The sequence below is a fragment of the Adlercreutzia sp. CNCM I-6215 genome, from assembly GCF_977072315.1.
Genome location: NZ_CDRVMA010000020.1, coordinates 1 through 23,086 on the forward strand (window position 1 = coordinate 1; position 23,086 = coordinate 23,086).

19 protein-coding genes and 1 tRNA gene are annotated in these 23,086 nt (G+C 63.3%); 4 read left to right on the forward strand and 16 right to left on the reverse strand.

What is annotated here, in order from left to right; all coding sequences use genetic code 11:
• Window positions 1–254 precede the first annotated feature (254 nt).
• From ACW4LP_RS11770 to ACW4LP_RS11795, 6 genes are all read right to left on the reverse strand, one after another.
• Complete coding sequence (locus ACW4LP_RS11770) at window positions 255–1,901, reverse strand: Na+/H+ antiporter NhaC family protein (RefSeq protein WP_114548578.1); 1,647 nt, start codon at window positions 1,899–1,901, stop codon at window positions 255–257.
• 267 nt (window positions 1,902–2,168) lie between these two features.
• On the reverse strand, window positions 2,169–3,749 hold the full coding sequence (locus ACW4LP_RS11775) for a sodium:solute symporter family protein (RefSeq protein WP_114548577.1): 1,581 nt from the start codon (window positions 3,747–3,749) through the stop codon (window positions 2,169–2,171).
• 99 nt (window positions 3,750–3,848) lie between these two features.
• The gene (locus ACW4LP_RS11780) at window positions 3,849–4,127 is read right to left on the reverse strand and encodes a hypothetical protein (RefSeq protein ID WP_114548576.1); all 279 of its coding nucleotides are present in this window, start codon (window positions 4,125–4,127) and stop codon (window positions 3,849–3,851) included.
• Between the two features lie 320 nt (window positions 4,128–4,447).
• Window positions 4,448–5,437 carry an alpha/beta fold hydrolase gene (locus ACW4LP_RS11785; RefSeq protein ID WP_278980036.1) on the reverse strand — a complete coding sequence of 330 codons (990 nt, stop codon included), beginning with the start codon at window positions 5,435–5,437 and terminating at the stop codon, window positions 4,448–4,450.
• Between the two features lie 65 nt (window positions 5,438–5,502).
• On the reverse strand, window positions 5,503–7,725 hold the full coding sequence (gene menD, locus ACW4LP_RS11790; protein ID WP_227069457.1) for a 2-succinyl-5-enolpyruvyl-6-hydroxy-3-cyclohexene-1-carboxylate synthase: 2,223 nt from the start codon (window positions 7,723–7,725) through the stop codon (window positions 5,503–5,505).
• Window positions 7,716–9,107: an isochorismate synthase gene (locus ACW4LP_RS11795; protein WP_455803854.1), complete on the reverse strand. Its 1,392-nt coding sequence runs from the start codon at window positions 9,105–9,107 to the stop codon at window positions 7,716–7,718. Before ACW4LP_RS11795 ends, menD begins: the two co-directional genes overlap by 10 nt.
• Before the next feature lie 280 nt (window positions 9,108–9,387).
• Between ACW4LP_RS11795 and ACW4LP_RS11800 the strand changes: the two genes are divergently transcribed.
• Window positions 9,388–9,753: a hypothetical protein gene (locus ACW4LP_RS11800; RefSeq protein WP_114540095.1), complete on the forward strand. Its 366-nt coding sequence runs from the start codon at window positions 9,388–9,390 to the stop codon at window positions 9,751–9,753.
• A 281-nt stretch (window positions 9,754–10,034) separates the two neighbouring features.
• On the opposite strand, the gene ACW4LP_RS11805 is transcribed toward ACW4LP_RS11800, so the two are convergent.
• The 4 genes from ACW4LP_RS11805 to folE form a co-directional block, all read right to left on the reverse strand.
• Window positions 10,035–11,051, reverse strand: coding sequence for a RelA/SpoT domain-containing protein (locus ACW4LP_RS11805; protein WP_114540094.1), 1,017 nt, complete (start codon window positions 11,049–11,051; stop codon window positions 10,035–10,037).
• Window positions 11,048–11,506, reverse strand: a complete 459-nt coding sequence (locus ACW4LP_RS11810) for a Panacea domain-containing protein (RefSeq protein WP_114548573.1) — start codon at window positions 11,504–11,506, stop codon at window positions 11,048–11,050. Before ACW4LP_RS11810 ends, ACW4LP_RS11805 begins: the two co-directional genes overlap by 4 nt.
• A 114-nt stretch (window positions 11,507–11,620) precedes the next feature.
• Window positions 11,621–11,896 (reverse strand): ACT domain-containing protein, encoded by a 276-nt coding sequence (locus tag ACW4LP_RS11815; RefSeq protein WP_022741206.1) that lies wholly within the window; start codon window positions 11,894–11,896, stop codon window positions 11,621–11,623.
• Window positions 11,897–12,003: 107 nt separating this feature from the next.
• Window positions 12,004–12,567, reverse strand: a complete 564-nt coding sequence (gene folE, locus ACW4LP_RS11820) for a GTP cyclohydrolase I FolE (RefSeq protein ID WP_114548572.1) — start codon at window positions 12,565–12,567, stop codon at window positions 12,004–12,006.
• A 115-nt stretch (window positions 12,568–12,682) separates the two neighbouring features.
• Between folE and mscL the strand changes: the two genes are divergently transcribed.
• Complete coding sequence (mscL, locus tag ACW4LP_RS11825) at window positions 12,683–13,162, forward strand: large conductance mechanosensitive channel protein MscL (protein WP_114548571.1); 480 nt, start codon at window positions 12,683–12,685, stop codon at window positions 13,160–13,162.
• A gap of 69 nt (window positions 13,163–13,231) precedes the next feature.
• Here the strand turns inward: mscL and rlmH are convergent, their stop codons facing one another.
• The 4 genes from rlmH to ACW4LP_RS11845 all read right to left on the reverse strand — a co-directional run bounded on the left by rlmH (window position 13,232) and on the right by ACW4LP_RS11845 (window position 18,759).
• Window positions 13,232–13,702, reverse strand: a complete 471-nt coding sequence (rlmH, locus tag ACW4LP_RS11830) for a 23S rRNA (pseudouridine(1915)-N(3))-methyltransferase RlmH (protein WP_114548590.1) — start codon at window positions 13,700–13,702, stop codon at window positions 13,232–13,234.
• Between the two features lie 3 nt (window positions 13,703–13,705).
• Window positions 13,706–14,491: an exodeoxyribonuclease III gene (locus ACW4LP_RS11835; protein ID WP_114548570.1), complete on the reverse strand. Its 786-nt coding sequence runs from the start codon at window positions 14,489–14,491 to the stop codon at window positions 13,706–13,708.
• Between the two features lie 66 nt (window positions 14,492–14,557).
• Window positions 14,558–16,258 (reverse strand): LCP family protein, encoded by a 1,701-nt coding sequence (locus ACW4LP_RS11840; RefSeq protein WP_241521333.1) that lies wholly within the window; start codon window positions 16,256–16,258, stop codon window positions 14,558–14,560.
• 230 nt (window positions 16,259–16,488) lie between these two features.
• A complete protein-coding gene (locus ACW4LP_RS11845) occupies window positions 16,489–18,759 on the reverse strand; it encodes a MurT ligase domain-containing protein (RefSeq protein WP_455803855.1) in 2,271 nt (756 codons plus the stop codon).
• A 356-nt stretch (window positions 18,760–19,115) separates the two neighbouring features.
• Here ACW4LP_RS11845 and ACW4LP_RS11850 point away from each other — a divergent pair.
• Both ACW4LP_RS11850 and ACW4LP_RS11855 read left to right on the forward strand, forming a co-directional pair.
• Window positions 19,116–19,191: transfer RNA gene (locus ACW4LP_RS11850), tRNA-Thr, on the forward strand.
• A 63-nt stretch (window positions 19,192–19,254) separates the two neighbouring features.
• Complete coding sequence (locus ACW4LP_RS11855) at window positions 19,255–21,894, forward strand: excinuclease ABC subunit UvrA (RefSeq protein WP_455798258.1); 2,640 nt, start codon at window positions 19,255–19,257, stop codon at window positions 21,892–21,894.
• A 222-nt stretch (window positions 21,895–22,116) separates the two neighbouring features.
• On the opposite strand, the gene ACW4LP_RS11860 is transcribed toward ACW4LP_RS11855, so the two are convergent.
• Window positions 22,117–22,545, reverse strand: coding sequence for a DUF4405 domain-containing protein (locus ACW4LP_RS11860; RefSeq protein ID WP_279056242.1), 429 nt, complete (start codon window positions 22,543–22,545; stop codon window positions 22,117–22,119).
• Entirely contained in the window at window positions 22,532–22,867 is a 336-nt protein-coding gene (locus tag ACW4LP_RS11865; protein WP_157012474.1) for a hypothetical protein, read from the reverse strand. The genes ACW4LP_RS11860 and ACW4LP_RS11865 overlap by 14 nt, the downstream gene beginning before the upstream one ends.
• Window positions 22,868–23,086: the final 219 nt, after the last annotated feature.

Here is a 23,086-nt window from a genome sequence, read left to right on the forward strand (position 1 = left end):
TCGAGAACCACAGATCCAGCGCATCCTGCTTGGCCCTCTTGTCGTACATTCGAACTCCCTTCCGGACACCTGGGTGTCCAACTTGGAGTCCGCACCCCCATAGCGCTAACAAACGCAAAAAACGACGAAAAACAAGGCCCTTTCTGCTCTAGTAAGTATGCGCCCAGGCGATGCGACCGCACCTGTGATCGCATCGCCTGGGCGCCATCCCGCAGCCACCTTCATAGGCGCAGCTGCACGGTCGGCCGTCTTCGCTATGCCTTCGCCTTCTTCGACGCCTCCATGCGCACGAGCACCAGCACGGCGATTACGATGAGCACTACGCCCAGCGCCAGCGAGATCCAGGGGCTCTTCGTGAAGCCAGCGATGACATAGCCCACGAAGCACACGATCATAACCAGGGTCGCGTAGGGAATCTGCGTGGCCACGTGGCGCAGGTGGTTGCACTTCGCACCGGCCGAGGACAGAATCGTCGTGTCGGAGATAGGCGAGATATGATCGCCGTAAACCGCACCGGCCAGCGCCGAGCCCACGGCCACGAGGAACAGCGGGTCAGCGGCATCGAACACGCCGATGATGATCGGCAGAATGAGCGCGATGGTGCCCCAGCTCGTGCCCATGGCGAACCCTATGAACGCCGCCACCAGGAAGATGATCGCCGGCAGAAGGTCGAGCCCCACGCCCAGCCCGTTCAAAAAGCCGGACACGAACTCGCCGGTACCCAGAAGATAGCGGCAGCAGCCGCCGAGCGACCAGGCCAGCACGAGGATCATGATGGCGCCGATCATGGAGCGCACGCCTTCCGACATCGCCTCCACGAAACCGCCCAGGTTCATGAGCTTGCGCGGCAGGAACATGGCCGCCGCCACGCACAGCGCCACCACCGCGCCGATGCACAGGCCCATGACCGGGTTCTCGCCGACCGCCGTGGCGAAATCGACGCCGCTGAAGAAGCCGCCCATGTACATCATGCCCAGGATAGAGAACACGATGAGCACCAGGATGGGCACGATGAGATCCCAAATGGTGCCGCGATCGGAAATGTTCAGGCCCTTGTACTCCTCGATGGCCCCGGCGGCGGCATCGTCGATGTCGCCCTCCTCGGTCACCACGGTGGGAATGTTCGGCGCGCCTTCCAAATCGACCTGGGCCTTGTCGGCGATGCGAGCGAGGGACACCGCCTCAAGCGCCGAGCCCTCCGCCGGAATGCGGCCCTCGGCATCGGCCTGAGCCGCGGCCATAGGGCCGAAGTCCTTCTGAAGGAACAGCATGAAGAACACGAAGAAGATGGTGAGCAGCGCGTAGAAGTTGTAGGGGATGGAGGCCACGAAGGTGTTGAAGCCGTCCTCGCCCATGTAGCCGCCCACGGCCACCGCCCACGAGGATACCGGCGCGATAATGCAGACCGGGGCCGCCGTGGAGTCGATGATCCAGGCGAGCTTCTCGTGGCTGACGCGGAACTTGTCCGTCACCGGGCGCATGACGGCGCCCACAGTGAGGCAGTTGAAGTAGTCGTCCACGAAGATGATGATGCCGAGCAGCGCCGTGAGGATCGAGGCGGCACGGGCGTTCTTCACATGGGTGGTGACCCACTCCGCATAGGCGCGGGAGCCGCCGGCCGTGGCGATGACCACGGTAAGCGCTCCCAGAAGCGCAAGGAACAACAGCAGCGCCCCGTTGCCGGCTATTTGCTCGGCCATCATTTGGGGCACCATGGTGAACGAGGCAACGAGCTGCTCGCCACCGACGCCGTTCAGTGTGAACTGGTAGATGATCATGCCCGTGAACACACCGATGGTCAGCGACGAATACACCTCCTTGGTGATGAGCGCCAGGACCAGTGCCAAAATCGGCGGCACAATGGACCACAGGCCCGTGGCAATGAGTTCGAACCCTTCCATGACCTTCCTTCCTCAAGAGGCCGAGGGCATGACACCCGCGAACGCGCGACGCCGGCGCGCTCGGTGCGCGAATGCGCGATGCGAGCACCGCGAGCGCTCTCGATGCGCGCGCCTCTGCGCTGTGCGACGAAATACGGTTGACGCCGGTGCCCTGCCCCCGGCCTTCTGGTGACAGAACAGCATAAGTATATCCGAGTTAGTCACAGAAAGTCCCGCGATCACACGGGACTTTCCGGGTTTCTCTTCTTCAGTTGTGGCTCTTCGCTCTTACGCGTCGGCGGCAGCGCTTGCCGTGGCGCTTTCCAGCTCCTCCTGAGCGAGCTCGCGGTCGTACTCGCGGTCGATGGCGCTTTCGGGCGTCGGCGGCTTAATTTGGAAGGGCACCGCCGGCGTGAACAAGCTCACCGCCGGCACAATGACCAGCGAGATGATCATGCACAGCGCGCCGCAGTTGATGGGGCTCGCGATGAGCGGCGTGCCGCCGGAAAGGGCCAGGCCCATGTTCACGGCGGTCAGTCCCACACCCACGACGAACGAGCACCACACGCTCGCCTTCGAAATGCGCCCGGAATACAGGCCCCACAGGAAGGGACCGAGGAACGAACCGGCCAGCGCACCCCAAGAGTAGCCCATGAGCTGGGCGATGAACACCACCGAGGAATGATACTGGAACAACGCGATGAGTGCGGAGATGGCGATGAACCCCACGAGCAACCCGCGCATCCAGATGAGCTGCTTCTTCTCGGACATGTTCTTGATGATATTGCCGTTGATAAAGTCGATGGTCAGCGTAGAAGATGACGTGAGCACCAGCGACGAGAGCGTCGACATGGAGGCCGACAGCACGAGCACAATCACCAGGCCGATGAGCACGTCGGGCAAGGTGGACAGCATCGTCGGGATGATGGAGTCGTAGATGGGCGTGCCGTTGGCGGCGTACTCGATCTGGCCCTCGTAGAGGCGACCGAAGCCGCCGAGGAAATAGGAGCCGCCGGCCACCACGAAGGCGAAGATGGTGGAGATGATGGCACCCTGCTTGATGGCCGGGCCGGTCTTGATGGCGTAGAACTTCTGCACCATCTGCGGCAGGCCCCAGGTGCCCAGCGACGTGAGGACGACAACGCCGAGCAGGTTGAACAAATCGGGCCCGAAGAAGCTGACGAAGGGGCCCTGCATGGCCGAACCCTCGGCGGGGATCTGCGACAGCGAGATGATGGCCTCGGAGAAGCCGCCGTTGTTCAGGATGACCGCCACGATGACAGCGATAATGCCGAGCAGCATAACGATGCCCTGAATGAAGTCGTTCATAACCGTAGCCATGTACCCGCCAAGCACCACGTAAACGCAAGTGACCACCGCCATGCCGATGACGCACACATCGTAGGGCAGCGCGAAGGCCATGCCGAACAGGCGCGACAGGCCATTGTAGACGCTGGCGGTATACGGGATGAGGAACACGAAGATGATGGCCGCCGCCGCGATGCGCAGGGCGCGGGAATCGTAGCGCTTGCCGAAGAACTCCGGCATGGTGGATGCCTGCAGACGATGGGTCATCTCGCGGGTACGGGGGCCTAAGACCCACCAGGCGAGCAGCGAGCCGATAATGGCGTTGCCGATGCCGGCCCACGTGGCCGAGATGCCGTACTTGAAGCCGAACTGGCCCGCATAGCCGACGAACACCACGGCCGAGAAATAGCTCGTACCATAGGCGAAGGCGCTCATCCACGGACCGACGTTGCGGCCACCCAGGATGAAGCCATCCACGGTGCCCGTGTGCCGACGGCAGTAGATGCCCACCGCCACGGCCACGGCCACGAAGGCGATTACCAAAAGAACTTTCGCGATCATTTCCCTCTTCTTTCCTTCCAGTGTGCGGATACGTCCGATGGCGCACACGACTTTTCGCCCGGGGCTACAAAAAAATAGCCACGGGCGAAAACCCGTGTGCTATTGGTATCGGAACTCAAATTGTGGGGAGACCTCGCGCAGGGACTGCTGGGCTTCATGCTGGCTGGCAACAGCGCGGGCCGCCTCGGCGATACACTGAGCCGCCTTGTGCGCACTGGCCAGCGCACACTCGACCGCGTCGGTGCAACACTGGGCAGCCTTATGCGCGCTCATGAGGGCGCAGGCCACCGCATCGCGCGACTGCTGGGCGATGTGCTGGCTTGCCACAGCGAGCGCCGCCGCATCCATGCCACCTTTATGTCCCTGAACGAAAATCATGGCCGACACTTTAGCATAATAAAGTGTGTTTGTGAGTCATAATTTGGAAAAGCCGGCGAGAAGGTGCTGCAGCCACGACTGTCGCGGCCATGGCTTAGAAGATATCAGGAAGCCGTGATGACATTAAGTCCCTTTCGCGACTTCGAGTTCCTTTTTGGCTTGAAAATCACGAAAAATCGGCGCGATCGGAGTAGTAGAGACTTTTTTGTAATACGCCACCTGGGAAAACGAGCGCTTTTGTATTACTGAGAGGCCTTTTTGGCGCTCTTCGCCCGATCTTTCGTGATTTCTAAGCCAAAAAGGCCGCGGGAAGGTCTCTTTTAGGCCCCGTATCCGATCTTTCGTGATTTTGAAGCCACATTTCGCGCCAAGGCATCTCCATCAAGAACATCTTCAGCGAGAACGCCTTCAACGATTCCCGCAAAATTGGAAGAGGCTTCGAGGTGCGCGTTGTGGCCAGCATCGGGGACGAGCTCTGTGGGAAGGCCGGCAGCGCGGACGCGGGCGGCTACCGCGGAGTACTTCTCATCAAGAACGCCGGCAACGTAGAGCACCGGAACGCCGCGGTTGGCCAGGTCGGCAAGGACGCCAAGCGTAACCGCTTCGGCAGCTTGATGGTGAGCGCCCCAGGCTTCCAGAGAGCGGGTCAAAGGCTCTGCATCGCGGGAGGTGCGCTCGGCTCGAATGGCGGCGCGCGCTTCCGCGGGAAGCGCCTGCTGGCTGGCGAACAACGGCAGCGTTTCCCACCAGTCCATGAAGGCCGCAACGCCCTCATCGCGAAGCCGCTGAGCCCAGGCGCCATTGCGCTCGGCTAAGGCGGCCCGAGCGGCTTCGTCGGCAGGCCCGAGCCCCGCGCTTTCTAAAACAAGCCCGGCCAGCGGCAGATTGGGATAGCGCACCACGGTTTCAGCGGCGATGCGGCCGCCCATGGAATAGCCAACGAGCACGGGCGCGGCATCGACCTGCGCGACCAAACGCACGATGGCCGCCACCCGATCACACGCCGCATCGAGGGAGGTCAGCGGGTCGCGCACCGCCCCAGAGACGTTTTTGGCATTCGCGTCGCCTTCCGCGCCCTCCCCGTCTTCCCCGTCTTCCCCGTCTTCCCCGTCTTCCCCCGCCTCCGTACCTTCCAAAACTTCCTCAACGCTTGGCAGCTTGAGGTCGCCCTTGCACTCGTACAAATCGGGTGCATAGGCGCGGTGACCGGCCGCCTGCAGCCGCTGCGCTACCGCATCCCACGACACAGGCGTTTGAGCGAACCCGTGCAGAAGGATGCAGGGGGCCATCCCTTCACCGGCAGATCTCACCACGGTTCCACCGCGTCCCTCCGTAATCGTCCCGCCATCGCACAACTCACCCGAACCCATAAGCGTTAGCGCTGATAGGGGGCGTAGCGGTCGCGGACGCCGCGTAGGGGCAGGGCGACCTCGATGAGGCTTATGCCCGGCGTGCCGAGGAACTGCTCGTAGGCGCTGCGGAAGGCGCCGACCGTGTGCACGCTGGCCGAGGGGATGCCGAAGGCGGCGGCGGCTTCGGTGAAGCGCACGTCCTGGGGCGCGAGGAACAGCCGCTCGAAGTACGGGTCGGCGGAGGCCTGGGGCAGCATGTCGAAGATGGCGCCGCCGTTGTTGTTCAGAAGAACGATGACCAGCGACGGCGTCTCTGCGGATCCGCGGCGCTGGAGCAGCATCTCGCGCTGGAGCGCCAAACCGGAAAGGTCGTGCAGCAGCGTGAAGTCGCCGGTAAGAAACGTCGTCTGGGCGAAGTGCTGCGCCGCGCCTACCGCCGTGGAAACCACGCCATCGATGCCGTTCTGTCCACGATTGGCCATCACAGCCAGGGGCTTTCCGTCCTTTACGTAGAAGGTGTCCACGGCACGGATGCTCATGGAATTCGCCGAAAAGAGGCACGAGCCTTCCGGCGCCAGCTCGAGAAGCGAGCGCACGTAGGCGCCTTCCGTGGCCTCGGAATCGTGGGTGGCCACGCCGTCCCATTCCACGGCGAGAATGCGCAGGCGCGCCTCGTCGTTGAGGGCGACCCAGGCATCAGCAAAGCGGCGCTGAGCCTTGCGACCCTCGGCGCGCCAGGGGCTTCGCACGAACCCGAGGGGCGTCGTGCCCACGAACACGTCTGTGGCCGCGTTGAAGTCGCGGGTCTCAGCGATGTCGACGGCCAGGGAGACGGGGCGCGTCCTCTCAAGCAGGGCGGTTGCGCTCTTCGAGACAGGATAGCGACCGAAGCGGATGACCACCTCGGGCACGGGACAATCGGCGCGCGCGCAGAGGTTGTCGTAGTTGTCGATGATGAGCGGGTCGTCGATGGAGCGCAGGCCCGACAGCGGATCGGCGAGCACGGGCAAGGACAGCTTGCGGGCCCAGGCGAGAATCTCCTCCGCTTCGGCCACGGTTTCGCAGGAGCCTTCGCCGGCGAGCACGAGACACGGCCGCTTCCACAGAAGGCGCTCGATGGACTCGATGCTGGCCTGGGGCAATGTGCCTGCGGGGCCAACGAGCGGGCCCAAATCGAGAAGGGTGCCGTCCTTCGCGGCGATACTGGCGTTGCGAGCGCCCAGAGCGAAGCAGTCGTGGGCGGCACGCTGCATGGCCTGCAAATCGGCGCCGGCGAAATCGGGCTTGAGCGGGGCATCGAAGGGGAAGTTCACGTGCACGGGGCCGGCCAGGTGCATGCAGGCACGGGAAGCCACCTGCAGGTTTGGGTTGTAGTTCACAATGTCGCCGGCCTCGTTGTAGAAGATCGGCTGGGAAGAATCGGCCTCTTCAGCGACTGCGGCCGCAAAGTCGCCAGCAGCATCCCGCGCGGGAGCATCGGCGGGAGCGCCAGCGATCGCGGAATTCGCCGGCATCGCGACGGTGGCAGCAGGATCCATCGGCAGCGCAACGGTGGCAGCAGGATCCATCGGCAGCGCGGCGGCTCCGGAGCCAGCTGAAACAGCAGCATGCTTGCCGAGGGAAGCCGCCGCGATCGCAGAATCCGTCCCTTCCAGCGCACCGGTCGTCGCGGACTCGCGCAACCCCTCCTTTGCCGGCGCCGACTCGCGGTAGGGAGCCAGCGTAGCCGTCGGGCCAAGCGCGGCGAGCACCGCCTCGCGGGCCGCCTGGCGGGCAAAGGCAATGTCGCGGTCGCGGCCGCGCGGGGTGGGCATCGCGCGGAAGGAACGCACGTGATTGCCGTAGGCCTTCAGCTGGTCGGTGGTTTGCGGCGCGCCGAGGCCCTGCAGCTGCGGGGGCCGGTCGCCAGACAGAACGATGAGCGGCACCCGGGACGTTTCCGCCTCGATAACCGCCGGGTAGTAGTTCGCCAAGGCCGTGCCCGAGGTGCACACGAGCGCCACGGGGCGACCGCTCGCCTTCGCAAGGCCCAAACCGAGAAAAGCCGCCCCGCGCTCGTCGATATCCACGTAAACTCGCAGATCCTGGGGTCGGCGCTGCTCCAGTTCGTAGGCCGCCATGGCCAAGGCCGTCGACCGCGAACCGGGGCTCACCACCACCTCGCACACGCCCCAGCGCACCATCTCGTCGAAAAACGCCGCCACGAACAGCGCGGTATCCTGCTGATGAGTCGTCGTTATGGGCATCGCCACTTCCTTTCGCGAATTTCGTCCGTCCATGATAGCGCACGAAACGCCCCCGGAGAGCCGCGCGACAAGAGGCTACGCGCCGAAAGCGGAAAGGATGGTGGCAGCTTCAAGTCAATTTCCTCGTACTCGGCGTCCGCATCGCTCTCGCCGACGATGCCGCAGCCGCCGTAGACATAGCCCATCTCGCCGTCGAAAACGCCGGTGCGCAGGGCCACGGAAAACTCGCCGTCGCCGGCGCCGTCCACGAAACCGCAGGCTCCCGCATAGAGTCCGCGGTTGTAGGGCTCGATGGCCCGCAGCAGCATCTTCGCCTCCCCCACCGGCGTGCCAGCCACGGCGGGGGTGGGATGCAGGTCCTCCATGAGGTCGGCCAGCGTGATGCCAGCGAGCACACGGGCGCGGGCCGGCGTGAACAGGTGCTGCACGTGGGCAAGCCGCATGATCTCGGGCACTGCGGGCACATCCACGTCGTAGCAAACACGGTCGAGCACGCTGCGGATGAGCTGCACCACATAATCGTGCTCGGCGCGGTTCTTCCCGTCAGCCATGAGCGCCTCCGCCAGCGCATCCGATTCCGCCGAGGTGGCCCCCGTCGGGCACGTTCCCGCAAGGCACATCGACGCCACAGCATCGCCGCGTTTGCGCACGAGCAGCTCCGGCGTGCAGCCGCAGAAGAAGACGTCGGCGTAGCGGTACAGAAGCACCGTGCCCCGGGCGTCGCCGTCGATGAGGTTCACGAGCAGATCCTTCGACGAGAAAGGATGCTCAGCCACAAGGCGCAACCGACGCGAGAGCACCACCTTCGACACCCGGCCCTCCCCAATGGCCGCAAGCGCCGCACCCATGGCCTCGTCCCAGGCCTCGCGAGAATCGGGCTCGAGGGAAAATGGAATGACCGCGCGTTGGCGGGGCGGTGCAGCGGCCACCATGCGCGTGAAGCGAGCCACGCGACCGGGATACACCGGACCGAGCGAGTTTACCTGGAGAAACCGCCCGCGTTCGTTCTCGATGAGCACGATTTCCGGCAGCATGAACCGCAGCCGCGGGAAGGAGGCCATCAACTCGTCGGCCGGCGCGGGATTGGTGGCGTCGAAGCGGTTGAACGAGAAGAACACCGGCGGCTGGCCGGCGCCAGCCCCACCGGCGACCTCACTAGCAGCCGCACCAGTCGCAACCTCACGCAGCGAGCTGCCCTCGCCGTACTCGTATTCCACATCGCGCAAACTGGGCAGCGCGATGCAGCGGCCGAGTCCCATATAGCGGGTCGGGTTCTGCTTGTCGTAGTAGACGAACTGGTCGGTGAATCCTTTCTGCAGCCAGCAGAACGCATCCACCACATCCGCCTCAATGGGCACATTGCACGTGTAGATTCGGGTCATCTTCCGTCCCTGTCGCCTTCGGAGCCACCACTGATTGCCGACTATTCTAACGCTTAACCGACAGCAATCCGCCAAGCAAGCCCATGATGCTCGAAAAACGGGGCGCCCCGAAGAACCAACCAAAACCTACCCGTTCCCAAATCAATGCCAACCAGTTAATTACACATTTACATACCCATTTAAGCGCGCGCTACCGACAAGCCCGCAACGAACAGCAAGCTTAAAAAGGAGGCACTCGCCTCCTTCAATCGACGCAAAGATGCGTTGAGGGAGATCATCGATGGCCGTTGATGACGCACGCCTGAGAGCGGCGGTTGACGCAATCACTGATGTTGAAGGGCTCTCTATGGATCCCGATTCCCTCGTTGAAGACGTCTATCTTCTCGCCTACGCCTTCCCCGAGGACGATGATTTCGAAGCGGCCGTCGCGAACACCTGCCGCGCCCTTACGGCGCTTATCGCCGAGCGCGTTAGTGCCAGCATGCTCAAGTACGAGTTCGACACTTGGTCGTCATACCATTACCAGCCCCGCGTCGCCCAAGGCGCCCGCGCCACCTGCCGCATCATATTCCGAGGCACCGAAGGCAGCATCGAGTCAGGGACTTCGGCCACCGCCGCATCCCCAAGGATTTCTACCAGCGCATGAGCAGCACCCATAATTAACAGCGCGCAGAGAGCGAGGCAATCTTAAGACCCTATGCGGCCATGAATACAAAGGCGCCCCATCGTTGAACGGAGCGCCCGTTTCGCTGTTTCTCATTCGCGCAGCAATATAGTTTCCCATAAACTGCCGTCCTACATCAGCGCTTTGCAGGCTTCCCAGGCGCCGCCGACCTCTTCGCCTACCACGCGGTAGATGCGGCGGGTGGAATCGTAGACGAGCGGCCGCATGCGGGCGAAGTCGACGCGGCCATCTTCCTGCCTTTCTTACGCAAACGCGTCCAAATGCTTTTCGATGAGTTTGAGGAACTCGGAAATATCGCCAAAGTAATTGGGATACAGCTTCGCGAGGTTTTCCTTGGAAGCTCCTTTTGTAAGGACCAGATCACGGCTACCGTCGCGGTCGGCGCCCTCCTCTTCGAAATATCGAGAAAGGGCCGCTATGGAATCAAGCGGTGTAAGCTCGAGCGTTTGCTCGTCCGCGACGAGGTCAACGAGATAGTAGTCGGCGACATCCCTATTCGCATCGTCGGAGAGAAAGTAGACGGCGTTACTGGCGGCTTTAAGCGTTTCCTTTGCCTCAATGGCATAAGACAACTCCGGCCTCCCGTCGGCGAGACCTCGAATAGCGCTCGCGTCAATTTCTCCCTGTTCTTCTAGTTGGGCAATAAGCACAGCCGCCTTCTTGAAAAACCGTCCAGCAGGGTTATCGATCTCATTGAATTTCAACCGACTTTTCACAGCCACATCGTGCATCTCCACTGCCGTTGCCCAAGCATGTTGAAGCACCGTCCGCAGCTGAACCTCAACAAACAGCTTATGGCCGCATTTCAGATCGCAATAATGCAAGATCGCATGTTTTCCGCGATAGCCACTCGGACGAGGGTATGCAATGTAATCATGGCGCTTCGTTTTCGGAGCATCGAATGCAGGCAGGCAAGCGATCTCGCTATAGACACGCTCAAGTGTCGCTAGATCGGGCACCACCAGTCGGCATCCCGCAATGTCGTACATCGTCTGAAGATCGGAGGGAGCGTCCGGCCTTCCGAGCTTATCGACAATCGTCGGCAGCTTCTTGATTCGCCCCGCAATAAGCACGTCGGAGCCGACCGCGTTCAGGCCCTCTATATCCCCGAAGGCTCGCTGGAGCGCCTCGGCGTGAATCCCTCTCCAGTAATTCACAACCTCGAGCGCAGTCGCACGATCCTCGGAAGAAGAAAGCGGGGAAGTCAATGCCTCCCCCGCTTTTCCTACCTTGGTTTTCGAAATCCAATTTGCGCTCATGCGAACACCGGGTTGCCAGCCGGCCTCGTTTCGTAATAGGCCTTCATGCAACCGATAGCAATGGGCCTTTTCGATCGCGCATTGGGCGCTAGCCCACTGCGAGCATTAAGCCACGGAGCTTCGCTATGAGTCAATTCGCTGAGACTGGCTCCCGTCCAGTTCTTCAGGCAACCAACGACATGGTCGATCGCCGCGTATTCGTATTCTGTAAGAGCGTGCTCCAACAAAGGACCGAAAAAGCCGCGCGAAACTACGAATTCGCCTTTATGCCTCTTGAACAAATCTGGAGCCACGGGCCCATTTGCCCATGCCTCAAACTCTTCGGGGAAAAGCGGTGTTCCATGCTCAACCAGATAATACGCCTGGCTATAAAAAGTCAGCTTCTGGAGCTTCATGGTTGAAACACTTCCGAGACACTCGAGAATATACGCTGCCACGTCGACGACATGCGCCATAAAGCTCCTCCTTTCATTGGACTTTCATTCTACTCGATCAGTCAAGCGGGAATGCCACCAACCACGCCCTTTCCCTGACGCGCAAAAGGCATCGGGGGCTAAGCGCGGTGTTGCCTAAATCTCATACATCGCTTGGAAGACGTCCTCGCGTTGGATGAGAACCTGCATGGACAGGCGTTCGCCGTCGGCGGCCAGGCGCTCCTGCACGGTGTTGAAGTCGGCGACGGCAGGATCCAGCGTCACCATCATGGTCATGGAGAACATGCGGCCCTCGCCGAGAATCGTCTGGGAGATGTCATCGATGTTGGCGCCGCAGTCGGCCAGCGTCGTGGCGATGGCAGCCACCACGCCGGAGCGGTCCTTGCCGAGGACGGAGATGACGCACTTCATGGGAAACCTTCTTTCTAGTGGGGACGGAATCCTTCAACTCGCTTGCGCCCGCTTAGGCTGGCGCGGGCAGATGCTTCATGCTCGCCCGCAGCGAAACGGGCATCGCTTTAGTGGCGGAAAATCAGCGACAGCGCCTCGGAACGCGCGTCGGCGTCGGTTTCGAAGCAGCCGCGCACGGCCCGCGTGGTCGTTTTTGCGCCCGGCTTCTTCACGCCGCGCATGGACATGCACATATGCTCGGCCTCCAGCACCACGATGACGCCGGCGGGATGCAGCGCTTCCACCAGCGTGTCGGCGATCTGCCCGGTCAGGCGCTCCTGCACCTGGGGGCGCTTGGCGAAGCCGTCCACAAGCCGTGCCAGCTTCGAGATGCCGCAGATGCGGCCGTCCTCGCCGGGAATGTAGGCCACGTGCGCCTTCCCGAAAAACGGCGCCAGATGATGCTCGCACATGCTGAAGAAGGGGATGTCGCCCACCAGCACGATTTCCTCGTGGCCCTCGTCGAAGGTCACGTCGAAATGCCGCGACGGATCCTCTTCCAGGCCGCCCAGCACTTCCTCGTACATACGGGCCACGCGCGCCGGCGTCTCCCGCAGCCCCTCGCGCTCGGGATCTTCCCCGACGCCTTCCAAAATCAGACGGACGCCTGCTTCGATTTTCGCTGTATCCACGGTTGTCGTAACTCCTTGTAAACGGTTGGCGCCATGTTATCACGACGCTATGGACACACGGCAAAAGAGCGGCATAATACCTTGGCAGAAGGTTTCACGCAAGAAGGGATCGACCATGAAAAGCCTCCTGGCCGAGTTCAAAGAGTTCATCAACCGCGGCAACGTGATCGACATGGCCGTCGGCATCATCATCGGCGCGGCGTTCACCGCCATCGTCACGTCGCTGACCGACGACATCATCAACCCGCTCATCAAACTCATCACCGGGGGCAACGGCACCGATGTCGCGGGCCTCACCATCCCCGTCGCCGGCACCGAGAACGGTATCGATTTCGGCGCGTTCATCAGCGCCATCATCAACTTCCTCATTGTGGCGTGGGTCGTGTTCATGATCGTGAAGGCCTTCAACAAGATGAAGGACGGCACGGCGAAGCTGCCCTTCTTGAAAAACGCCAAGGGCGAGGAAGTCATCGAGCATGCCCCCACCTGCCCCTTCTGCTTGGAGGAGATCAACGTGGGCGCCACCCGCTGCCCCCACTGCACCGCCGAGCTGCCCGCCCCGGCCGAAGTGACCATCGAGATCGTGAAGAAATAGATCGTAGGCGAAAGTCGCTTCACGCGCGCCGAAAGCCGTCTTGAACGATGGCTTTCGGCGCGCTTTCTATTACTTGTGATAGGGCTCGCCGCGGGAGATTTTGAAGGCGCGGTAGAGCTGCTCGAGCAGCACGACGCGGGCCAAGTTGTGGGGCAGGGTGATGGGGCCGAAAGAGAACGTCTCGTCGGCGCGTGCCCGCACCGCATCGCTCACGCCGTCGGAACCGCCGATGACGAAGGCAAGCTCGCTTGCGCCGCGCAGGGCCAAATCGTCCAGGTGGCGGGAGAAGTCGACACTCGAGCGCTGCTTTCCCTCGATGGCCATGAGGATGACGTGCGCCCCCTCCGGCACCGCCGCCAGAATGCCTGCGCCCTCGCGCTCGAGGGCCGTCTCCACGCCGCCGGCGCGGGCCGGGTCGACATCGGGAATCTCCGCCACGGTCACCTTCGCGTAGGGGCGCAGCCGCTTCAAGTATTCGTCGCAGGCCGCCACCCAGAACTTCTCCTTCAGCTTGCCCACGGCAACGACGGTTATCTTCAGCATTTATATATCCAGCTCCAGGCCGACCGGGCAGTGGTCGGAGCCTTCCACGTCGTCGTAGATGCTGGCGGCCACCACATGATCGCGCAGCGCATCGCTCACGAGGAAGTAGTCGATGCGCCATCCCGCATTCGTCGACCGGGCGCGGAACCGGTAGCTCCACCAACTATAGCGGCCCGTCTCGTCCGGATGCAGCAGGCGGAAGGTGTCGGTGAAACCGGCGTCCACCAGCTCGGTGAACTTCCCGCGCTCCTCGTCGGAGAAGCCCGATGCCCCGCGGTTGGGGCCCGGGTTCTTCAGGTCGATCTCCTCGTGGGCCACGTTGAAGTCGCCGCACATCACCACCGGCTTCGGGTCGCTGGAGGCGCCGTCGGGCAGCACGCCGGCCTCAAGCCCCTTGCAGAAATCGCGGAAGGCATCGTCCCATTCCATACGGTGATCGATGCGCGCGAGCTCCATCTGGGAGTTCGGCGTGTACACGTTCACGAACCAGAACTGGGGGAACTCGCAGGCCACGATGCGTCCCTCGGCATCCAGGTACTCGTTGCCCAAACCGTGCAACACCCGCAGCGGCTCCTCGCGGGTGAACACCGCCGTGCCCGAGTAGCCCTTCTTCTCGGCGGCGCTCCAGTATTGGTGGTAGCCTGGCAGATCCAACTCCACCTGGCCCACTTGGCACTTCGTCTCCTGAATGGCGAAGATGTCCGCGTTAAAGGCGTCGAACACTTCCAGGAAGTTCTTCTTCAGCACAGCACGAATGCCGTTCACATTCCACGAAACAAATCGCATGGGACTCCTTTGTTCGCAAAAGGGCCCCAATGCGGGGCCCTTTCGGTTGATGAGATGCACGGCTTCCTAGTGCCAATCACTACCGATCAGGATGAGGAAGTCGCCGTCGTAGACGTACTCGCCGTCGGTGTTCTGCACGGCGCGGCCGCAGCCGAGGGCGTCGATGAGCTCCTCGGCGTAAACGCGCTGATCGGGCGTATCGAAGACGACCACGGTCTCCTCGTAGCTGAAGCTGTTTGCGTTGGAGGCGTCGGCGGTATACCCGAGCGGTTTGATGCGCTCGAGCGCCTCGGCGCCCACGCCGTTGATGCCGTTGCCGTTCTTGATGGTGACGATACCGGTGCGCGTCTCGCCGAAGGTCTGGCGCTGCGTGCCGTTTACGCCCTGAACGCCCTCGCTGTCGCTGGCGGCCGCCTTGCCGTCGCCAACGCTAGCGAGCACGGTGCCGTTCAACTCGTCCACCTCATCGACCTCGGTGGGGGGCAGGCCCTCGCGCACGCGGCCCATCATGGTGTTCCACGCGGCCACGTCCAGCTGCTCGTACCAGGTGTCGTTCTTGTACTCGCTGATGGTGGGCTCCATGGCCGAATAAATGTCCTTAGACGGGTCGATGCCCTGCATGGAGGTGGCCAGCGCCACGATGTCGCCCACCTTGAAGTCGGTGGTGATGTACTGGGAAAGCGCGCTAATGGTGTTGGCCATGGTGGCGGGGTCGGCCGAGAGGATCTTCTTGGCGATGGCGCCGAGCACCAAGCGCTGGTTGGCCGCGCGGTAGCGGTCGCCGTCGCCGTACTCGTCATAGGAGTGGCGCGAACGGCACAGGATGAGCGCCTCTTCGCCGGAAAGCGTCTGCTCGCCCGCATCCACATGTCCGCCGGCCTCGTCGTCGTTGATCTCCATGGGCACGTCCACTTCCACGCCGCCCAGGGCATCGACGACATCCTCGAAGCCGTCGAAGTTGATCTCGGCGTAGTGGGAGATGGGCACGCCGGCCATCTGGGAGACCGTCTTGATGGCGAGCGCCGGGCCGCCGATGGCGTAGGAGGCGTTCAGCTTCTGCAGGCCGTAGCCCTCGATCTCGATCTCAGTGTCGCGGTGCATCGACACCATGGTGACCTTCTTGTTCTGTGGATCGACCCGGGTGAGGATCATGGAGTCGGAGCGGAAGGTATCGCCAGCATACTGGGTCGATTGCTCGCGAGCAGCCGACTTGTCGGTGCCCATGAGCAGCATGTAGAAGGTGCCGCCGTCGTACTCGGCCGGCGCCTCCAAGGCTTCCACGACCTCGGGGGTGATGTCCTCGTTCATCTCCTGCTCGATACCGGAGATGTAGGCCCAAGCGGCCCCGGTGGCGCCGAGCACGCCCACGAGCACGAAGGCCAGCACGCCCAGCAGAATGCGGCGGCGTTTCTTGCGGCGACGGTCCTTGGCGTAGTCGTCGCCGGTGGCTCCGCGGGAATAGGGGTTGGGCTCGGCCATGGGCGGTAGCGCCGGCACGGCATTGGCCGCCATGCCTTCAAGGGCGGGCTGCTTGGGCAGCGGCTGGGAGTGCCGCGGGTTGTTCGAGCCGACGGGCTGCGAATGGCGGGGGTTGTTCGACCCTACCGGCTGGGAATGGCGCGGATTGTTGGTCGCCTTCCCAAGGGGCTGGGAGTTCCGGGGGTTGTTGGCGCCGACGGGCTGCGAATGCCTCGGATTGTTCGACTTTCCCACGGGCTGGGATGCGTGTTGGGCACGAGGGTTGTTCTTGCCTGGAGTTTCGGCCATCCTGGAAGGTCTCGCTTTCGTGGTTCGTGTTCCTTGGCGAGCAGAACCGCAAGCCGTGCAGCACCGCAAAACCAAGAATTGCTCAATTCGAAGTAACATTTTGGCAAAGAATTGCCGAACGGCGCAACAAAATGGGCCCCATTACCAGTGAAAAGCCATAGGAGAACGGCAGATTGCCCACAACTTCGCCACGGATGCGCCGAGCAGGAGCGTCAGCATTGAAGCGTCTCCTACGACAGGCGCTTGACCATGGAGGCGTTGGCGGCGAGCTCGGCGCCATCATCAAGAGGAGCGAGATCGGCGGCCGGGGTTCCGGTGCGCCCCGCACGGCGTTCGAGAGCGCGGGCGAGCAGCCAGTCGGCCACTTCCGGATTCTTAGAAAGCAGCGGCCCGTGGGAATAGGTGCCCACAACGTTCTTGTAGCGCGCGCCCTCCACGCGATCGTCATCGTTGTTGCCGTGGCCGCAGGAGGACACGACGCGGCCGAAGCCTTCCACGCCTTCGCCCAGGTAAGTGCGGCCGGCGTGGTTCTCGTAGCCCACCACAGGATGGGCGGCCAGGGGGGATTCCAGCACCATGTTGTCGATGAGGCGGTCGGCGGACGTGCCGGGGCGGCGCGTCTCCATGTCGATGAGGCCGAGGCCGGGCACGAGCTCGTCGCCCCACAGCCACTGGCGGCCGAGAATCTGGTAGCCGCCGCAGATGGCGAGCAGCGGGCCGTCTCCTTCCACATAGACGGCCAGCTCGTCGCGCATCGCCAGCAGCTGCTCGCTGGCAAGCTTCTGCTCGCGGTCGGGGCCGCCGCCCATGAAAACGAGGTCGACCTGGGAGAAGTCCACCGCCTCTCCGTGCTGGATGCGGCGCACTTCCACGGGGATGCCACGCCAGCGCAGGCGCTGTTCCAAGATGCGCACGTTGCCACCGTCGCCATAGAGGTTCAGCAGGTCGGGCAGCATATGGGCGATGATGACGGGGGGCTCAGGGGATTCCTCAGATGCGAGAGAGGCGGGAGTTGCGGAAGGCTCGGAGGTTGCGGGATCCTTCGGCTCCGCGCCTTCGGCGCTGCGCTCAGGATGACACGAGGTGGGAGCGGCACTCGCGCCGGCGGCCTCGGCGATCGGGGCCGGCGTCGGGGCGGGGGCGACAGCGGGTTCGGCGGCTTCCATGGCGTTCAGGGCGGCGTGCACCTGGGGGAGGGCCGTGTAGTTCGCGATGGCGTAGACGGCGGCGTCGGCCGGCAGGGTGCCCGCGGCCACAAGCGCCCCCAGGCGGGAGAAGGCGTCTTCGATGTTCTCGATCACCGCCGCCTCGATGCCGGCGTACTTCAAACGCACCGCCAGGTCGTGGGCACGGGAGCCGCCAGCGAACACCACCGTGCCCGGCTGTCCGGCAAGCTCTTCGAAATCGATATCCCAAATCCACGAGATATCATGGCCGTCGGCCACCTGGTCGTTGATGAAGAAGGCCACCATCTTGGGACCCTGGTCAGCTTCTACGATCTTCAAATTCTGATTGAAGCCCGTGGGGTTCTTCGCCAGATTCAGCAGCACGTCGCGACCGCCGAGGCGGTAACGCTGCAGGCGCCCGTTGCTCGGGTTGAAAGCATCCTGGGCCCGCTGGAAATCGGCCGTGGGAATGCCCGCCTCGCGGCAAAGGGCATAAGAGGCCACGAGATTGTAGGCGGCGTAGGGCGTCGGCTGCGGCGTGTGCACCGATTCGCAGCCGGCAGGCCCGCAGACCTCCATGGTCACGCCAGCGGGGCCGATGGCGATGTCGCGGCCGGCGAAGTCCAATGTCGGGCGCGCGAAGTCGCATTGGTCGCAGAAGTAGTCGCCGAGCTGGCCGTACTGGCGGTAATGGTAGCGCACCATGCCGTCGCATTTCTGGCACATCTGGGCGTCGGTCACGGTGTTCTGGGCCAGGCCCATGGACTCGTCCAGGCCATAGGCGACCGTGCGGTTGGGCACCTCGTCGGCAATGCGGGCGCACAGCGGGTCGTCGGCATTGTACACGAGCACGGTGTCCGGCGAGGCGGCCAACGCCCCCGCAATGGACGTTTGGATGCGGTCGATTTCGCCGCAGCGGTCGAGCTGGTCGCGGAACAGATTCAGCAGCAGCACATAGTTCGAGCGCAGGCGGGGCAGCACGTGGGCGAGCCACAGCTCGTCGCATTCGAAAACGCCCCACTGGGCAGCCGGCTGCTGCAGAAGCGCCGAGGTGATGCCCGCAGCCAGATTCGCCCCTGTGCGATTGCAGATGATAGTGCACCCGGCAGCTTCGAAGGCGTCGGCAAGCAGGTTGTTCGTCGAGGTCTTCCCGTTGGTGCCCACGGTGATGACCGAGCCTTGCGCGCACTTGCCGCGCAGCTCGTCGAGCAGCGACGGATCAATGGCGAGCGCGATCTTCCCCGGCAGATTAGCCGCAGGCCGCCTCGCCACATGACGCAGCCCCCAGGTTGAAACGGCGCCGGCCGCCTTCGCAAGCGAAAACCTCAAGCTCATGAATGCACCTCGTTGCTCTTAAGAGGAGGCGGCCGCGCTCAAGGTCACCCTAAGCGGCTTGACTGTGCTACCACACCGCGAGTTTCAAGCCACACTCCCCGTTTTTTCGATGGCGACCAGTATAGCGTTGGAGCGCCCTCCCCCGCCTCAACCCACGGCCTTTCCAGATTCAGCCGAAATGTTGAAGTGCCGAAGGGCCATTGAAGGCCGCCACTCCCGAAGGCGGCACAATTCGGCACAATTCGGCACAATTCACCTTCACCGTTGTGCGCGAAAGAGGAATTCGCAGCTCCAAATGCTTGCGCAGCATCGCCCAGTTCGCTATACTAAACAGCCGCTTCGCAAGAAGCACTCTCGCCAACGTGGCTCAGCTGGTAGAGCAACGCACTCGTAATGCGTAGGTCAGCGGTTCGAATCCGCTCGTTGGCTCCAGAATTCGAAAGCGCCCCGCCCCGCCGCGGGGCGCTTTGCATATCGCGCGAGAATCGAGCCTCCATGGAACACATCGAAACCGCCACGCCTCTTGCCTTCACCGAGCCTACCGCCATTGAGGTGCGCGGGGCGCGGGTGCACAACTTGAAGAACCTCTCGCTGGACGTGCCGCTGCGGCAGCTCGTGGGCATTGCGGGCGTCTCCGGCTCGGGCAAAAGCTCGCTTGCGCTGGGCGTTCTATACGCCGAGGGCAGCCGCCGCTACCTGGAGGCGCTTTCCACCTACACGCGCCGGCGCATTTCCCAGGCCGGACGCGCTACCGTGGACGAGGTGCTGCACGTGCCTGCCGCCCTCGCCCTGCGCCAGCGGCCCGGCATTCCCGGCGTCCATTCCACCTTCGGCACCTCCACGGAGCTTTTGAACTACCTGCGTCTCATGTTCTCGCGCCTCGGCTGCCACGTGTGTCCCAACGGGCATGTGAACGCGCCGACCCTGAACGTGGCGGCCGATCTGCCCATCACCTGCTCCACCTGCGGCGTGGAATTCTACGGCCCCTCCGCCGAGGATCTCGCCTTCAACAGCGGCGGCGCCTGCCCCACCTGCGGCGGCACCGGCGTTGTGCGCGACATCGACGAGTCCACGCTCATCGCCGATCCCAACCTTACCCTGGAAGAGGGCGCCGTGGCCCCCTGGCGCAACCTCATGTGGTCGCTCATGCCCCAGGTGGCCCGCGAGATGGGCGTGCGCACCGACGTGCCCTACAAGGATCTGACCGATGCCGAGAAGGACATCGTACTGCACGGCCCCATGGAAAAGCGCCACATTCTGTATGTTCCCAAGAACAAAGACCATGCCACCGAGCTGGACTTCACCTACTACAGCGCCGTGAATACCGTGAGAAACGCGCTGGCAAAGGCGAAGGACGAGAAGGGCATGGCGCGCGTGGCGAAGTTCCTGTGCGAGTCGGTGTGCCCCGACTGCCACGGCACGCGGCTGTCCGAGAAGGCGCGCACGTCCACCATCGACGGGCGCAACCTCGCCCAGGTGACGGCCTTGTCGCTGGACGAGCTGCGCGACTGGATTCCCACCGTGGCCCCGTGGCTGCCGGCGGAAATGCGCCCGATGTGCGACTCCATCACGAGCGAGACGACCGAGCCCATACAAAGGCTGGAGCAGCTGGGGCTGGGATACCTCACCCTCGATCGCGCCAGCGAGACGCTTTCGAACGGCGAACGCCAGCGCGTGGCTCTCACGCGCGCCGTGCGCAGCCGCACCACCGGCGTCCTTTACGTGCTGGACGAGCCCTCTATCGGGCTGCACCCGGCGAACATCGAGGGGCTGCTCGGGGTCATGGACGACCTTCTGGCCGACGGCAACTCCGTGGTGATGGTGGATCACGACGTGGCCGTGTTGCGCCACGCGAATCACCTCATCGAGATCGGCCCCGGTTCGGGCGCCGACGGCGGCCGCGTCATCGCCCAGGGGTCGGTGGCCAACGTGGAAGCGAGCCCAGTCAGTCGCATCGGGCCGTTTTTGGCGGGAACGGCGAAGGTGCGGGTGCGCACGCCCGTCGCGCCCGAGCATCTTTTCGACGAAGGGGCCATCGCATTGGAGACCGACGCCATCCACACCGTGCATCCGTTGGAAGCGCGCATTCCGAAAGGGCGTCTGACCTGCGTGACCGGCGTATCCGGCTCGGGCAAGACGACACTCGTGCTGGAAAGCCTCGTCGCCGGGCTGAAGGCGTCACTGGCCGGCACGACACTGCCAGGGCATGTGCTGTCCGTGGACGCGCCGGGCATCGCGCGGGTCGACCTGGTGGATGCCACGCCCATCGGCGTGAACGTGCGCTCCACCGTGGGCACCTACTCCGGCGTGCTGGACGATTTGCGCCGCGCCTTCGCCGCCCTGCCGAACGCCAAGGAGCAGGGGCTGAAAGCCGGGGCGTTCTCCTACAACACCGGATCTTTGCGCTGCCCCACCTGCGACGGCACGGGACAGATCTCCCTGGACGTGCAGTTCCTCCCCGACGTGGACATCCCCTGCCCCGACTGCCGCGGCAGCCGCTACGGGCGGGAGGCCTACGCCATCCAAATGGCCATCGAAGGCGACGTCGAACTGTCCACCGACGCCGAAATGGAGCGCAACGCGGCCCATGAGTCCGCCTCCCATGAGAGCCCGGCAACGGCCTACAGCCACGCCGGCGATTTCGAAAGCGTGCACACTTTATCGCTTCCCGAGGTGCTCACTCTCACCGTTGACCAGGCGCTTTCCGCGCTCGCCCACCTGAAGAAGGTGTGGGACAAGTTGCAGATCCTGCACGATTTGGGCTTGGGCTACCTCACTTTGGGCGAGGCCACGCCAGCGCTTTCCGGCGGCGAAGCCCAACGCCTGAAGCTCGCCAGCGAGATGCGCCGCAGCCAGGACGACACCCTCTTCATCTTCGACGAGCCCACCATCGGGCTGCATCCGCTGGACGTGGAAACGCTCATCGGCGTGCTGCAGAAGCTCATCGAGCACGGCGCCACCGTCGTGGTCATCGAGCACGACCTGGACATGATCGCCAACGCCGACTACGTCATCGACATGGGGCCCGGCGGTGGCGAGACCGGCGGCCGCATCGTCGCCGAGGGCACTCCGGCCCAAGTGGCTGCCAACTCCGACAGTCTCACCGGCCGCTACCTGGCAAGGGAGTTGGAATAATAGAATGCCGGCTAAACACCACTGGCACCTTCCAAACTATCGCACAAGGACATTCGGCGCACGGCCTTCATAGGCTTTTGTGCAGGATTTTGCGATTGGCAGCATCCCATGGCTCTAATTTGTGCAGGATTTTGCGATTGGAAGACTCATTCGAGTCCGATTTGGCTTCAGGAGGTCTACCAATCGCAAAATTCTGCACACAAACTCAAGCTCCGCGCACATTCAACCACTAACCCTTTTTTCCACCTGCGCTTCCCGATGACGAAACACCGCCAGAGCCCCTGGTGCGCGCAGAACAACATGCACGAGCAGGGCGGCCAACAGCACCTTGGCGGATAGGGCATGCAATGGGCCCCAGAAATAGTAGCCCGTCGCATAGAAGCCCAAAGAAGGCAGCAGCGTCCCCGACACCATAGCTCCCGATACGACGCAGAACGCGAGCGCGACCAGCAACGCCCCGTTGAGCACGCGCTGCGCCCAACGACCGCGGCCGCCCAGGCCTTCACCGCTCGCCACAACATGGGCAACCATGAGCACGAAGATGCCCGCCCCAAGATATTCGTGAAAGGGCACTCCCGTCAACGCCGGGTTCGCCGCCACCAAATAGAGAGCCAGCAACACAATATCGAAAATGACCTTAGGCGCCCGCATGCCGCTCCCCTTTCGACAAACGACGCGATACCACCCAAAGGCCCAGCACCAGCACTATGGGCATGAGTATCCACAGATTCAAAGACATGTCGGAGGCCTGGTGGTAGCGCCTCGCGAGCGTCTCCCACCCATGACACTCGACCGATGTGCAGCCAGCCTCGGGGCAGCGCATCTCGCTGTGCCCGTCGGGCTCGGGAACGGCGTCGTATCCGTGGCACGCACCGTTCGTGCAACCCGCTACCGGACAAGCAACGTCAGCCGTCAGGGGATGCAGCCCCGAATCCGGCGCAACCGCAAACCCCACCCCCACCGCACCGACCACGACGGCACCTACGACCGCAGCGGCCAGCAGCCTCTTTCTCGCCGACCTTTGCCCCCGCGACCGCTTAGCTTCTTTCGAACTCAAATTCACCGCGTACCCTTTCCTCTTCCTTTCCTTCCCAATCATGAACCACCCCTCAAAGGGGTGGTTTGCTCTGGGCCTATAAGGCCGAGGGGGGCCGGCAGCGTCTAAAGGCGCTGCCTCTCACTTCGTTCAAGC